This is a genomic window from Paraburkholderia sediminicola, assembly GCF_902859805.1.
Taxonomy (GTDB): domain Bacteria; phylum Pseudomonadota; class Gammaproteobacteria; order Burkholderiales; family Burkholderiaceae; genus Paraburkholderia; species Paraburkholderia sediminicola.
The window spans coordinates 254044-267241 of the sequence record NZ_CADIKC010000005.1; the positions used below are offsets into that span (position 1 = coordinate 254044).

Here is a 13198-nt window from a genome sequence, read left to right on the forward strand (position 1 = left end):
TCCACAAGATGCCCGCCGCCGGCTTCCACCCGAATCTGACATCGATCAGAAAAAGAGAGAATCACATGCAGCGCAGAAACATCCTTAAAGCCCTCTCGGCAGTAGTCGCCAGCGCGGCGATCGTCACCAGCTTCGGCGCACACGCTGACGACAAGGTCATCAAGGTCGGCACCATCGGCGGCCCGGATGCGCAAATCTGGGAAGTCGTCACGAAAGTCGCGAAGCGCGAAGGCCTGAATGTAAAGGTCGTCGAATTCAACGACTACGTGCAGCCGAACGCCGCGCTCGACGCCGGCGATCTGGATGCCAACAGCTTCCAGCATCAGCCGTACCTCGACAGCCAGGTCAAGCAACGTGGCTACAAGATCGTCAATGCGGGCCTGACGTACATCTCGCCGCTCGGCATCTATTCGAAGAAGCTGAAGTCGCTGAAGGATCTGGCGCCAGGCGCGAAGATCGCGGTGCCGAACGACCCGTCGAACGAGAACCGCGCGTTGCTGCTGTTGCAGGCACAAGGCGTGATCAAGCTGAAGGCCGGCGCGGGCACGAACGGCAATAACGCAACGGCGCTCGACGTCGCCGAGAATCCGAAGAAGATCAAGCTGCTCGAACTCGACGCAGCACAACTGCCGCGCTCGCTGTCGGATGTCGACGCTGCCGCGATCAACACGAACTTCGCGCTGGCCGCCGGTCTGCAGCCGACAAAAGACGCGATCGCGCTCGAAGATATTCACAGCCCGTACGCGAACCTGATCGCCGTGCGCACGCAGGACAAGGACAAGCCGTGGGTCAAGAAGCTGGTCGCGGCTTACCAGTCGGAAGACGTGCGTCAGTTCATCAAGACGCAGTTCAAGGGCTCGGTGGTGCCGTCGTTCTAAGCGACACCCTCACCCTTTAACCTGCTTCGCAAAACGAAAACGCCACGGTGACAAACCGTGGCGTTTTTTTGTCTGTACGTCGCGCATTCGCTGGCGGGACTACAACTCCAACTCCCATCGCTCGATCACCAGATCCTTGCCGAAGCGCCGTTCCGCCGTCGTGCAGACGAGCTGGAAGCCGGCGCGCTCGCATAGCCGTCGTGGTTCTTTGAGCGTGCTGGCCGTGGTCAGCGTGAGCTTGGTGTACCCCGCGCGCCGCGCGAAGCGCACACTTTCGTTCATCAACTGGCTGCCGATACCAAGGCGCTGCACGTCTGGTTCGACCCATAGGAGCCGCACACCCGCCACAGTCGTCGAGATCCCGACGATGCACACCGAGCCGACCACCATGCCGTCCTGATCGGCAACCCAGCACATCTCGCGCACGGGATCGTTGCGCTGCGAGTAATCGGCGACGATGCGCGCGAGCAAGCCTTCGAACGATTGATCCCAGCCGTATTGCGAGGCGAACCACTGTGCCTGCCGATGCACGAGCCAGCCGCACTCGCCGGGGCGTGGCTGCCGAAGGGTCACGAGTTCGTGTTGCGGTTTGTTGGCGAGCAGGCGCTCGATCACCTTCATCGCGGCGATCAGGTGTTCTTGGGAAAGCGCGGTGAGGCCGTTCAGCAGCGCGGAAACTTCGTCGATCGCCGCCGTATCGAGCGGCGCGTAGGCCGCGTGGCCGTTGTCAGTGAGGGCGATTAGCGACTGACGCGCGTCCGTGTCGGAGGGGCGCCGCGTAATCAGGTTGCGTCGTTCGAAACTGGTCAGAAGGCGGCTGAGGTAGCCGCTGTCGAGGCCGAGGTTGCGCCCGAGCACCGAGGCTGTCTGCGCGCGACCGCGGGACAGTTCGTGCAGAACGCGCACTTCCGTCAGCGAGAAGGCACTCTTTGCCAGATGCTCGTGCAGAGCGCCGATGAGCTGGGTATAGAAGCGGTTGAAATGGCGGACGGCCTGAGCGCGCCGCAGCGCCTCGGAATCTGTCAAATGCTGCTCCCCGGGGGAATTTTTTTGGCTTGCTACACATCACTATATTGGAACCGAACCTATTAAAAAAGCCGCGCAGCCAAGGAGTGTCGCTAACTGGTATCAGAAAGGTATGGATTTTAGGGCGTTTCTCCGGCCAGGAAGAGAACCAATGTGGACCACCTGGATGCCCTCCTGCATCCCGAATACGGGTAAATCCCGATCCCTGTAAACCGCTCTCCGAAGCCCTCAAATACCCCTCTCATGCTTATCCAGTAAGGCTTTTCGCCGATCCATACCGGCATGAGACCAGTTGATTGACTGGTATTATGTTGGTTATATAATGGGCTCTCATTTTCGTAGGCCGCATTCTTCTGGACGACCGCCGGAGCCCCATGGAAACTCGCTGGTCCGCACTGATGCCTGACGCTCGCAACGTCACGCCGCTCTATCTGCAGCTCGCGCGCAATCTGGCGACGGCGATCCACTGCGGCGTGTGGTCGGCGGGTGAGGCGCTGCCTTCGGAGCGCACGCTTTCGGACGCGATCGGCGTGTCGCGCATCACCGCGCGCAAGGCAATCGAGCTGCTGGTCGAACAAGGTTTGATCCGGCGGGCGCGGGGCGCAGGCAGCTTCATTACGCCGCGCGTTGAAGACCCGCTGTCACGGCTCACTGGCTTCACCAAGAAGATGCAGCAACGTGGTTTCCGGCCGGATTCGGTGTGGCTCGAGCGCGATATCCGCGCCGCCAACCGTGATGAGCTGGTGCACCTCGGCCTGTCGCCCGGCGCGGCCGTGACGAGCCTGCGGCGCCTGCGGCGCGCGGACGGCATCGTGATGGCGGTCGAGCATTCGGCGCTGCCTGCGGCGATCGTGCCCGACCCGCTGGCCATCGGCGTTTCGCTTTACAGCTATCTCGAACAACGTGGCGCTGCCGTCGTGCGCGCCCTGCAGCACTTTCGCGCGGTCAATGCTTCGAGCGAAATTGCCTCGTTGATGGATATCGAACCGCGCTCGGCGCTGCTGGTCATTACCCGTATCGGGTATAGCGCGGACCAGCGTGCGATCGAACTGACCGACACCTATTGCCGCGACGATTACTACGACTTTGTCGCTGAATTGCGCACCTGAATGGCGCGCCTGAGCGGGCGGCCGTCACGTGCGGCATAGCCGAACGCAATTCAGTCACACCCCGCATTACGCCTCACCAGAGAGACTCATGCTGACCGGAAACATACTCACCACCGATGGGTGGATTCACGGCACGCTCGAATACGAAAACGGCCGCATCACGGCGCTGACCGGCGAACGCGTCGATCCGGCGAAGAATGACGCGCCGTACATCCTGCCCGGCTTCATCGATCTGCACGTGCATGGCGGCGGCGGCTCCGACGTGATGGAAGGCGGCGACGCGATCGAAACGATCAGCCGCACCCATGCGCGCCACGGTACGACCAGCCTGCTCGCCACCACGATGACCGCGCCGCGCGACGAGCTGATGAATGTCGTCGCCGGTCTGGGCAACAACGCGCGCATTCGCACGCCAGGCGGGGCGCGTGTGCTCGGCGTGCATCTGGAAGGTCCGTACATCAACCCCGGTAAGCTCGGCGCGCAACCAGACGCGGCCGTGTCGGCGGTGATGGACGAAGTGCTGAAGTATCTGTCGATCGCGCCGATTCGCGTGGTCACGCTGGCGCCGGAAATCGCCGGCCATATGGAGATCATCTCCGAGATGGCGGCGCGCGGCGTACGCGTGCAGCTCGGTCATTCGCTCGGCACCTACGACGACGCCGTCGCCGCACTCAAGCACGGCGCCTGCGGCTTCACGCATCTGTTCAACGCGATGTCGCCGCTGCATCACCGCAACCCCGGCCTTGTCGGCGCCGCGCTCGCGCATGCCGAGTTCGCCGAAATCATTCCCGACTTGCTGCACGTCCATCCGGGCGCGATCCGCGCCGCGTTGCGCGCGATTCCGCGTCTCTACGTCGTGACGGATAGCACCTCGGCCACCGGCATGCCCGACGGCGAATACCGCCTCGGCAGCCAGCATGTGACGAAGTGCCTCGGCGGCGTGCGTCTCGCCGACGGCACGCTCGCCGGCAGCACGCTGACGATGGATCAGGCGCTGCGCAATCTCGTATCGATCGGTTTGCCGATCGCCGATGTTTCAAACCGTTTGTCGCGCTACGCCGCCGACTACCTCGGCATCGAAGACCGCGGCCGCATCGCGCGCGGTGCATGGGCCGATGTGGTCGTGTTCGATCGTGAACTGGCGTTGACCGCGACATACGTCGAAGGAGAATCAATTGTCGAATATGCTTAAAGAGGCGCTGGCGTCCGCTGAAACGGTCGCCGCGCAGCTCAGGGATTCCTCGCGCGTGGAAGCATTGGCAGCGAAGCTCGCCCAGCAACCGCGCCATGTTGCGCTGACGGTCGCGCGCGGCAGCTCGGACCACGCAGCGAGTTACTTCGCAAGCCTGACGATGAGTCGCCTCGGTGTGCCGGTCGCCTCGCTGCCGATGTCGGTCGCGACGCTCCAGCAAGCGCCACTGCAGGTGCGCGATCAGCTCGCGCTGGCGTTCTCGCAATCGGGCAAGAGCCCGGACCTGGTCGGCACGATGGAAGCGTTGCGCAAGGCCGGCGCGTTGACGGTGGCCGCAGTGAATGCGCCGAACTCGCCGCTGGCGGACGCTTGCGAATTTCAGCTGCCGCTGGTGGCCGGTCCGGAATTGAGCGTCGCGGCGACCAAGAGCTACATCGCCATGCTGTCGATCTCCGCGCAACTGGTCGCTCACTGGCAGAAAGACGAAGCATTGCTCGGCGCGTTGAATACGCTGCCCGACGCGTTGCAAGCCGCCGGCAAGCTCGACTGGTCGAAGGCAGTGGACGAACTGCGTGGCGTCGAGCGCATGATCGTGATCGGCCGCGGTCTCGGCCTCGCGATCGCGCAGGAAGCCGCCCTCAAATTGAAGGAAACCTCCGGCATTCAGGCCGAAGCGTTTTCGAGCGCGGAAGTGCGGCATGGTCCGATGGAACTGATTGATCGCGACTACCCGCTGCTGGTATTCGCACCGCGTGGTCCTGAACAAGCCGGCTTGCTGCAACTCGCGCGCGACATGCAGGCGCGCGGCGCCCGCGTGCTGCTCGCCGCACCGGCCGACGTGCCGGAAGCGACGCTGCCGCTCGCCACCACCGCTCATGCGGCGCTCGATCCGATCGCCGCAATCTTGTCCTTTTACGTGATGGCTGCCGGCCTTGCCGCCGCCCGCGGGCGCAATCCTGACGCGCCACGCCATCTCAACAAAGTCACCGAAACTCACTGACGAGAAATCAGATGCGACGTGTCGAGGAGTCCCGCTTGATGAGCCATTCTGAAGGCCATATTGTTTTGCTCGCGCCGATGACCGGTCCGGTCGTGCCGCTGGCGAACGTGCCCGACCCTGTGTTTTCGGGCGGCATGTTCGGCGACGGCATCGGCATCGATCCGCTCGAGGGGCGACTCGTCGCGCCGTGCGACGGCACCATTACCCACCTCGCGCGCACCGGCCACGCGGTCACGCTCGCGACGGCTGAGGGCGTGGAGATTCTGTTGCACATTGGCATCGATACGGTCGAGCTGAACGGCAAGGGTTTTGCGCCGATGGTCGCGCAAGGCGCCCATGTGCGCACCGGCGACGTCCTGATCGAATTCGATCAGGACCAGGTCGCGCTGAATGCGCCGAGTCTTGTCTCGGTGATTGCGATTGCCAATTCGGATGCGTTCGAGATTGTCGAGCGTGCGCAGGACGGCATGCTGAAGGCTGGCGAAACGCCGTTGCTGGTGCTGCGCGCTCGCAGCGGCGAAGCGGCGGACGCATCGCGCCAGGCGAGCGCGACCAACGTGACCGAAGAAGCGCGTCAGCAAGTTACGCTGATCCACGCTGGCGGTCTGCATGCACGGCCGGCAGCGCGCGCTCGCGAAGCGGCGCGTGGTTTCGATGCGCGTGTCGAAGTGCGTTACGAAGGGCGTAAGGCGGCGATCGAGAGCGTGGTCGGTTTGCTCGGTCTCGGTGCCGGCGAAGGTGCGACTGTGGAGTTGCTCGGCGTCGGTCCGCAAGCCAAAGCCGCGATCGAAGCGATTGCCCACGAATTGACGCGTGAAGCGCACGGCGAAGTCGAAGAGAAGCCGGCGCGACAAAGTTCTCCTGCGCCGCAAACGGTCGCGCGCGCCGCCGGCGAAACGCTTGCGCCGAATACGCTCGCGGGTGTGTGCGCGTCGCCGGGCGTCGCGGTCGGCAAGCTGGTGCGTTGGGACGATGCGGATATCGATCCGCCGGAAAAGGCGAACGGCACGTCGGCGGCTGAAAGCCGTTTGCTCGACAAAGCAATTGCCACCGTCGACGCCGATCTCGGCACCACCGTGCGCGATGCGTCGCAACGCGGTGCGGTGGGTGAGGCAGGCATTTTCGCGGTGCACCGCGTATTGCTCGAAGATCCGACGCTGGTCGACGCCGCGCGCGATCTGATCAGCCTCGGCAAGAGCGCGGGCTTTGCGTGGCGCGAAGCGATCCGCGCACAGATCGCCATCCTGACGAATATCGAAGACGCCTTGCTCGCGGAGCGTGCGGCAGATCTGCGCGACATCGAAAAGCGCGTATTGCGCGCGCTCGGTTATACGAATGCGGCGGCACGCACGCTGCCGGAAGAGGCTGTGCTGGCAGCTGAAGAGTTCACGCCGTCGGATCTGTCGTCGCTGGATCGCACGCGTGTCACCGCGCTGGTGATGTCGCGTGGCGGCGCCACTTCGCATGCGGCGATTCTTGCGCGTCAGGCCGGCATTCCGGCGCTGGTGGCAGTCGGCGATGCATTGCACGCGATTCCTGAAGGTACGCAAGTGGTGGTGAACGCCACTACCGGCCGCCTCGAATTCGCGCCGACCGACCTCGACGTCGAACGTGCGCGTCTTGAGCGCAGCCGCCTTGCAGGCGTGCGCGAAGCGAATCGCCGCACGTCGCAACAGGCCGCGGTGACTTCCGATGGCCGCGCGATCGAAGTCGCCGCGAACATCGCCACGCTCGACGATGCGAAAACTGCCGTCGACAACGGCGCCGATTCTGTCGGCCTGCTGCGCACTGAACTGCTGTTCATTCACCGCGCCTCGGCGCCGACCATCGACGAACATCGCCAGAGCTATCAGGCCATCGTCGAAGCGTTGAGCGGCCGCACCGCGATCATTCGCACGCTGGATGTGGGCGCGGACAAGGAGGTCGACTACCTGACGCTGCCGCCCGAACCGAATCCGGCGCTCGGCCTGCGCGGCATCCGCCTCGCACAGGTGCGCCCGGATCTGCTCGACGATCAGTTGCGCGGCCTGCTTGCGGTGCAACCGCTCGGCGCCGTACGCATCCTGCTGCCAATGGTGACGGATGTCGGCGAATTGATCCGCATCCGCAAACGCATCGACGAATTCGCTCGTGAATCGGGCCGTACCGAACCGATCGAAGTCGGCGTGATGATCGAAGTGCCGTCGGCCGCGCTGCTCGCCGATCAACTGTCGCAACACGCGGATTTCCTGTCGATCGGTACTAACGATCTGACGCAATACACGCTCGCCATGGACCGTTGCCAGGCCGATCTCGCGGCGCAAGCCGACGGCTTGCATCCGGCGGTGCTGCGCCTGATCGCAGCGACCGTGCAGGGCGCGAACAAGCATGGCAAATGGGTCGGCGTATGCGGCGCACTGGCGGGCGATCCGCTGGCCATGCCGCTGCTCGTCGGCCTCGGCGTGACCGAGCTTTCGGTGGATCCGGTGTCGGTGCCGGGCATCAAGGCGCGTGTGCGCAACCTCGATTATCAGCTGTGCCGTCAACGCGCCCAGGATGTCCTGGCGCTCGAATCGGCGCAGGCGGTAAGAGCAGTAAGCCGCGAAACCTGGCCTTTGGACTGAACCCCACACAGTCCGCAACCAGCTTCGCTCAGTAACCCTGTAAAGCTAGAACTCAACGACGACTGTCGACAACGAGACAAGGATTGGAGGTGTCAATGGATGGGAATCCGTTTCTGAAGATTCAGCGCCTGGGACGCGCGCTGATGCTGCCGATAGCAGTGCTGCCGGTTGCCGGCCTGCTGCTGCGATTGGGCCAACCCGATGTGTTCAACATCAAGATGATCGCCGACGCCGGCGGCGCGATCTTCGACAACCTGCCGTTGCTGTTCGCAATCGGCGTGGCGGTCGGCTTCGCGAAAGACAATAACGGCGTGGCGGGTCTCGCGGGTGCGATCGGTTATCTGGTCGAAATCGCGGTGATGAAGGACATCAACGACAAGCTCAACATGGGCGTGTTGTCCGGGATCGTGGCGGGTATCGTCGCGGGCTTGCTGTACAACAAGTACAAAGACATCAAGCTGCCAGACTACCTCGCATTCTTCGGAGGGAAACGCTTCGTGCCGATTGTCACCGGCGTGGTCTGTCTGGTGATAGGCATTGTGTTCGGCTACGTATGGCAGCCGGTGCAAGGCGTTATCGATACGGCCGGTCATTGGCTGACCACCGCGGGTGCGCTTGGCGCATTTGTGTTCGGTGTGCTGAACCGTTTGCTGCTCGTCACGGGTCTGCATCACATCCTCAATTCGCTGACGTGGTTCGTGTTCGGCACCTTCACGCCGCCGGGCGGCGCACCGGTGACGGGCGACCTGCATCGCTTCTTCGCGGACGACCCGACTGCGGGCACGTTCATGACGGGCTTCTTCCCGGTCATGATGTTCGGCCTGCCGGCCGCGTGTCTCGCGATGTATCACGAGGCACCGAAAGAGCGCCGCGCGATGGTGTTCGGCCTCCTGGCGTCGATGGCGCTCACCTCGTTCCTGACGGGTGTGACCGAGCCGATCGAATTCAGCTTCATGTTCCTCGCGCCGGTGCTGTATGCGATCCACGCGGTGCTGACGGGTTTGTCGCTGGCGATCTGCTCGGCGCTCGGGATTCATCTCGGCTTCACCTTCTCGGCGGGTTTTATCGACTACGTGCTGAACTACGGCCTGTCGACCAAGGGCTGGTGGGCGATTCCGATTGGCCTCGTGTACATGGTCGTGTACTACGGTTTGTTCCGCTTCTTCATCCGCAAGTTCAACATGGCAACGCCGGGTCGTGAACCTGCTGCCGAAGAAGAGCAGATCGAGTCGTTTGCGGCCGGTGGTTTTGTGTCGCCGGTGGCGGGTGCCGCCGTGCCGCGCGCACAGCGTTATATCGCTGCGCTGGGCGGTGCGTCGAACCTGTCGGTGGTGGATGCCTGCACGACGCGTCTGCGTCTGTCGGTGGTCGATGCCAACAAGGTCTCGGAAAGCGAATTGAAGACGATTGGTGCGCGCGGCGTGCTCAAACGCGGTTCGACCAATGTGCAGGTGATCATTGGACCGGAAGCGGACATCATCGCTGATGAGATTCGCACGGTGATCGCGCAAGGCGGTGGCGATGCGGTGAAGCCGGTGGCTGCTGCTGCGCCGGCTGTCGCTGCGGCTCCTGTGGCGGCTGCAAGCGGTGCTCAGGGCGGTCCGCTCGACCCGGACCCGCTGCGTTGGCTCGCTGTGTTCGGCGGCGCGGGCAACGTCGTGTCGCTGGACGCAGTGGCGGCAACGCGTCTGCGGATCGTCGTTCGCGATCCGTCGGCGGTTGATCGTCAACGTCTTGCAACGCTCGATACGGCGTGGGTTTCGGCCGACACGTTCCATATCGTCGTTGGCGACGCAGCTCAGCGCTATGCCGCGCAACTGGCGACGCGTTTGTCGCCGGATACAGGTGCCGGTACGGCGCCGCAACCGGCGTAATGCAACGTTGAGGAGCGGCTTGCGCTGCTCCACTACTGCGCTTATCTTCGGATGATGCAGCAATAAAAAAAGCGGCACCTTGATTCAAGGTGCCGCTTTTGCGTTTACCGGCTTGAGCGCTAACGGCGCGCGACCGGCAACGGATCCATCAACGTGCTTTCTGCTTACCCGCTTCCAAAGGCCGACGTGTTTCCAGCCACATCACGTTGATAATGCCGAATGCCAGCGCCACGCCAATGCCGAGAAGCCAACTGAAATACCACATCACAAACTCCTGTTATCCGTATTCCTGATCAATACATCGAATGGTGATTTTCTTCGAGTGCTGCAGCGGTCACCTTGCCTCGCATCACGCGATACACCCAGCTTGTGTAGATCAGGACGATCGGCAGGAAAATGATCACGGCGATCAGCATGATCTGCAGCGTCATGCGGCTCGAAGTCGAATCCCATACGGTCAGGCTGCTGCGGCCGTCGAGCGAGGAGGGCATGATGAACGGGAACATCGAGAAACCCGCCGTCAGGATCACGCCGATGATCATCAGCGAGGTCGCCAGGAACGCGCTCTTTTCAAAACGCGAGCGCGCCAGCAGCAAGGCAAGCACGCCACCGACGAGGCCCACCACCGGCGCGATCACCATCCACGGATAGTTTGCGTAGTTGGTGAGCCACAGGCCGGGTGCGCCGATCACGTTCTTCAGCAGCGGGTTGGCGACGGTATCGAGCGGCGCGGCGTCGACGATCTGATAGCCGCCGATCATCGTGGCAATCAATGCGCCGGCAAGCAGGAACAGCACCACGGCGGCGAGCGAAGCGATACGCAGCGCGAGCGATGCACGCTCGGCGACGACGTCGTCTGCTTTCATCTTCACGAAGGCTGCGCCGTGCGCGGCCAGCATCGACACGCTGACGAGTCCGCACAATACGGCGAACGGGTTGAGCAGGGCGAAGAAACTGCCGTGATACGTGACGCGCAGATCTGTGTCGAACGAGAACGGCACGCCTTGCAGCAGGTTGCCGAACGCCACGCCGAACACCAGCGCCGGGACGAAGCCGCCGACAAACAACGCCCAATCCCATGCGCTGCGCCAGCGCGGGTCTTCGCGCTTGCTGCGGTAGTCGAAGCCGACCGGCCGGAAAAACAGCGAGAACAGCACCAGCAGCATCGCGAAGTAGAAACCGGAGAACGATGCGGCGTACACCAGCGGCCATGCGGCAAACATCGCGCCGCCCGCGGTGATGAGCCACACCTGATTGCCTTCCCACGTCGCGCCGACCGTGTTGACGACAATGCGTCGCTCGGCGTCGGTCTTCGCGATAAACGGCAACAGAATCGCCGCGCCCATATCGAAGCCGTCGGTGAGCGCGAAGCCGATCAGCAGCACGCCGATCAACACCCACCAGATCAGTTTGAGGGTTGCGTAATCCATGATGATCTTTCCCTTGGAACAGAGTGGCGGCGAATCATGCGGCCGTGTTGGTCGGCAGCGACTGATTCAGCGGCTGTTGTTGTTCATGGTGATAGCGCCCCGTGTGCAGTGACGAAGGCCCGAGTCGCGCGTACTTGAACATCAGCATGATTTCGATGATGAACAGCACCGTGTAGAACACGACGAAGCCGGCAATGCTCAGGTACAGGTCGCCCGGTGTCAGGCTCGAGGCGGACAATGCGGTCGGCAGAATGCCGGCAATGGTCCACGGTTGGCGGCCCACTTCAGCAACGATCCAGCCGAATTCAGCCGCGAGCCACGGTAACGGAATCGCCCATACAGCCCAGCGCAGGAACCAGCGGCGTTTCTCCAGCAGCAGGGAGCGCTGCGCGCAGAACCAGAACGCCAGTACGAAGGTCGCAAGGAACAGAATGCCGAGGCCGACCATCAGGCGGAACGAGAAGAACACGGGCGCCACCGGCGGAATCGTCTTCTTGGCGGCCTGCACGATCTGATCCGGCGTGGCGTCGGTGACGTTCGGGGTGAACTGCTTGAGCATCAGGCCGTAGCCGAGGTCCTCCTTGTGCGCATCGAAGGCGGCTTTGACTTCGTCTGTGGCGTCGCCCTGTTTAAGCCGTTGCAGCGCGGCATAGGCGAGCATGCCGTTCTTGATGCGTACTTCGTTCTGCGCCATCAGTTCCTTCAGGCCGACCACCGGTTCGTCGATCGAGCGCGTGGCAATGAGGCCGAGCGCATAAGGAATGCGGATCGCATAGTCGGTGCGTTCTTCCTTCTGGTTCGGAATGCCGATGATCGTGAAGGGCGCGGGTGCGGGTGCCGTTTCCCATTCAGATTCGATGGCGGCCAGCTTGACCTGCTGAACTTCACCGGTGCGGTAGCCGGATTCGTCGCCGAGCACGATCACGCACAGTGTCGAGGCCAGACCGAAACCTGCAGCAATAGCGAACGAGCGCAAGGCGAACTCGGTGTCGCGGCGCTTCAGCAGATACCACGACGACACACCGAGCACGAACATCGAAGCGGTCACGTAACCGGCCGATACCGTGTGCACGAACTTCACCTGCGCGACCGGATTGAACAGCACCGAGAAGATGCTATCGAGTTCCATTCGCATGGTCTGGTAGTTGAAAGTGGCGCCGACCGGATTGTTCATCCAGCCGTTGGCCACCAGAATCCACAGCGCCGACAGATTCGAGCCTAACGCGACGAGGAACGTGACGCTCACGTGCTGCACTCTCGAGAGTCGCTTCCATCCGAAGAAGAACAAACCGACGAAGGTCGACTCGAGGAAGAACGCCATCAGGCCTTCAACGGCCAGCGGCACGCCGAAAATGTCGCCGACATAGTGCGAGTAGTACGACCAGTTGGTGCCGAACTGGAATTCCAGCGTAAGACCGGTGGTGACGCCCATCGCAAAGTTGATGCCGAACAGCTTGCCCCAGAACTGGGTCATGTCCTTGTAGATCTGCTTGCCGGTCATCACATAGACGGACTCCATGATGACCAGCAACCAGGACAGACCGAGCGTGAGCGGCACGAACAGAAAGTGATAAAGCGCCGTGATGGCGAACTGGAGGCGCGACAGTTCTACGACTTCGCTAACGGGCATGTTGACCACCTTGGGATGGATGCGAGGCAGGCACGGACAGCAGCGCCTGCGCGACTTGTTCAGGCGGCAGCGACATATGCTCCGCCTGCGGATGATTGAAGAATGCGTACTTGAGCGCCATCAGCAGTACGAATTTGATGGTGAGGACGATGGCGATATCCCACGCCAGCGTCGGACCGCGCGCCCAGGCGGCGAGCCGTTTGCGCAGGCTCGAGCGAGGGTTGCTATTGCGATTCAGGGCTATGGTCATGATCGGTAGAAGGCAACTTCACACCGGTGAGTCCGGCTGGAACCAGGCAGCCTGAGCGGTCTGGCGAGTGCATCCCGATTCTAGGAGCTAGAACCTTGCGCGCGTAAGTTCGGCACTGCGGCATTGGGTCGCGAACGCCGCCCCGTGTGGACAGTATTGCTATGAGGGTTGTGATACGTCAAGAAACACGTGTTCGGCGGGCATGT

General features: G+C 62.7%; 11 protein-coding genes. 6 read left to right on the forward strand and 5 right to left on the reverse strand.

Annotated features, from left to right (window positions below):
• Positions 1–65 precede the first annotated feature (65 nt).
• Positions 66–878 carry a MetQ/NlpA family ABC transporter substrate-binding protein gene (locus tag R8871_RS19840; protein ID WP_175052003.1) on the forward strand — a complete coding sequence of 271 codons (813 nt, stop codon included), beginning with the start codon at positions 66–68 and terminating at the stop codon, positions 876–878.
• A gap of 99 nt (positions 879–977) precedes the next feature.
• On the opposite strand, the gene R8871_RS19845 is transcribed toward R8871_RS19840, so the two are convergent.
• Positions 978–1904 carry a bifunctional helix-turn-helix transcriptional regulator/GNAT family N-acetyltransferase gene (locus R8871_RS19845; RefSeq protein ID WP_175052004.1) on the reverse strand — a complete coding sequence of 309 codons (927 nt, stop codon included), beginning with the start codon at positions 1902–1904 and terminating at the stop codon, positions 978–980.
• Positions 1905–2278: 374 nt separating this feature from the next.
• On the opposite strand from R8871_RS19845, the gene R8871_RS19850 reads away from it, so the two are divergent.
• The 5 genes from R8871_RS19850 to nagE all read left to right on the forward strand — a co-directional run bounded on the left by R8871_RS19850 (position 2279) and on the right by nagE (position 9682).
• Complete coding sequence (locus R8871_RS19850) at positions 2279–3013, forward strand: GntR family transcriptional regulator (RefSeq protein WP_054035773.1); 735 nt, start codon at positions 2279–2281, stop codon at positions 3011–3013.
• Positions 3014–3101: 88 nt separating this feature from the next.
• Entirely contained in the window at positions 3102–4205 is a 1104-nt protein-coding gene (gene nagA / locus R8871_RS19855) for an N-acetylglucosamine-6-phosphate deacetylase (RefSeq protein WP_175052005.1), read from the forward strand.
• Positions 4198–5205 (forward strand): SIS domain-containing protein, encoded by a 1008-nt coding sequence (locus R8871_RS19860; RefSeq protein WP_175052184.1) that lies wholly within the window; start codon positions 4198–4200, stop codon positions 5203–5205. Before nagA ends, R8871_RS19860 begins: the two co-directional genes overlap by 8 nt.
• 38 nt (positions 5206–5243) lie before the next feature.
• Positions 5244–7808, forward strand: coding sequence for a phosphoenolpyruvate--protein phosphotransferase (gene ptsP / locus R8871_RS19865; RefSeq protein WP_175052006.1), 2565 nt, complete (start codon positions 5244–5246; stop codon positions 7806–7808).
• Positions 7809–7903: 95 nt separating this feature from the next.
• Complete coding sequence (nagE, locus tag R8871_RS19870; protein ID WP_175052007.1) at positions 7904–9682, forward strand: N-acetylglucosamine-specific PTS transporter subunit IIBC; 1779 nt, start codon at positions 7904–7906, stop codon at positions 9680–9682.
• A 148-nt stretch (positions 9683–9830) separates the two neighbouring features.
• Here the strand turns inward: nagE and cydX are convergent, their stop codons facing one another.
• The 4 genes from cydX to cydP are packed head-to-tail and all read right to left on the reverse strand — an operon-like array spanning position 9831 to position 12992.
• The gene (cydX, locus tag R8871_RS19875; protein WP_093643722.1) at positions 9831–9947 is read right to left on the reverse strand and encodes a cytochrome bd-I oxidase subunit CydX; all 117 of its coding nucleotides are present in this window, start codon (positions 9945–9947) and stop codon (positions 9831–9833) included.
• A gap of 28 nt (positions 9948–9975) precedes the next feature.
• A complete protein-coding gene (gene cydB, locus R8871_RS19880; protein ID WP_175052008.1) occupies positions 9976–11112 on the reverse strand; it encodes a cytochrome d ubiquinol oxidase subunit II in 1137 nt (378 codons plus the stop codon).
• 34 nt (positions 11113–11146) lie between these two features.
• Positions 11147–12742, reverse strand: a complete 1596-nt coding sequence (locus R8871_RS19885) for a cytochrome ubiquinol oxidase subunit I (RefSeq protein ID WP_175052009.1) — start codon at positions 12740–12742, stop codon at positions 11147–11149.
• On the reverse strand, positions 12732–12992 hold the full coding sequence (gene cydP / locus R8871_RS19890; RefSeq protein ID WP_175052010.1) for a cytochrome oxidase putative small subunit CydP: 261 nt from the start codon (positions 12990–12992) through the stop codon (positions 12732–12734). Before cydP ends, R8871_RS19885 begins: the two co-directional genes overlap by 11 nt.
• Positions 12993–13198: the final 206 nt, after the last annotated feature.

Coding starts and splice junctions, on each gene's coding strand:
- nagA (WP_175052005.1), top strand. CDS start 3,102: ATGCTGACCGGAAACATACTCACCACCGATGGGTGGATTCACGGCACG.
- R8871_RS19850 (WP_054035773.1), top strand. CDS start 2,279: ATGGAAACTCGCTGGTCCGCACTGATGCCTGACGCTCGCAACGTCACG.
- nagE (WP_175052007.1), top strand. CDS start 7,904: ATGGATGGGAATCCGTTTCTGAAGATTCAGCGCCTGGGACGCGCGCTG.
- ptsP (WP_175052006.1), top strand. CDS start 5,244: ATGAGCCATTCTGAAGGCCATATTGTTTTGCTCGCGCCGATGACCGGT.
- cydX (WP_093643722.1), bottom strand. CDS start 9,947: ATGTGGTATTTCAGTTGGCTTCTCGGCATTGGCGTGGCGCTGGCATTC.
- cydB (WP_175052008.1), bottom strand. CDS start 11,112: ATGGATTACGCAACCCTCAAACTGATCTGGTGGGTGTTGATCGGCGTG.
- R8871_RS19840 (WP_175052003.1), top strand. CDS start 66: ATGCAGCGCAGAAACATCCTTAAAGCCCTCTCGGCAGTAGTCGCCAGC.
- cydP (WP_175052010.1), bottom strand. CDS start 12,992: ATGACCATAGCCCTGAATCGCAATAGCAACCCTCGCTCGAGCCTGCGC.
- R8871_RS19860 (WP_175052184.1), top strand. CDS start 4,198: ATGCTTAAAGAGGCGCTGGCGTCCGCTGAAACGGTCGCCGCGCAGCTC.
- R8871_RS19885 (WP_175052009.1), bottom strand. CDS start 12,742: ATGCCCGTTAGCGAAGTCGTAGAACTGTCGCGCCTCCAGTTCGCCATC.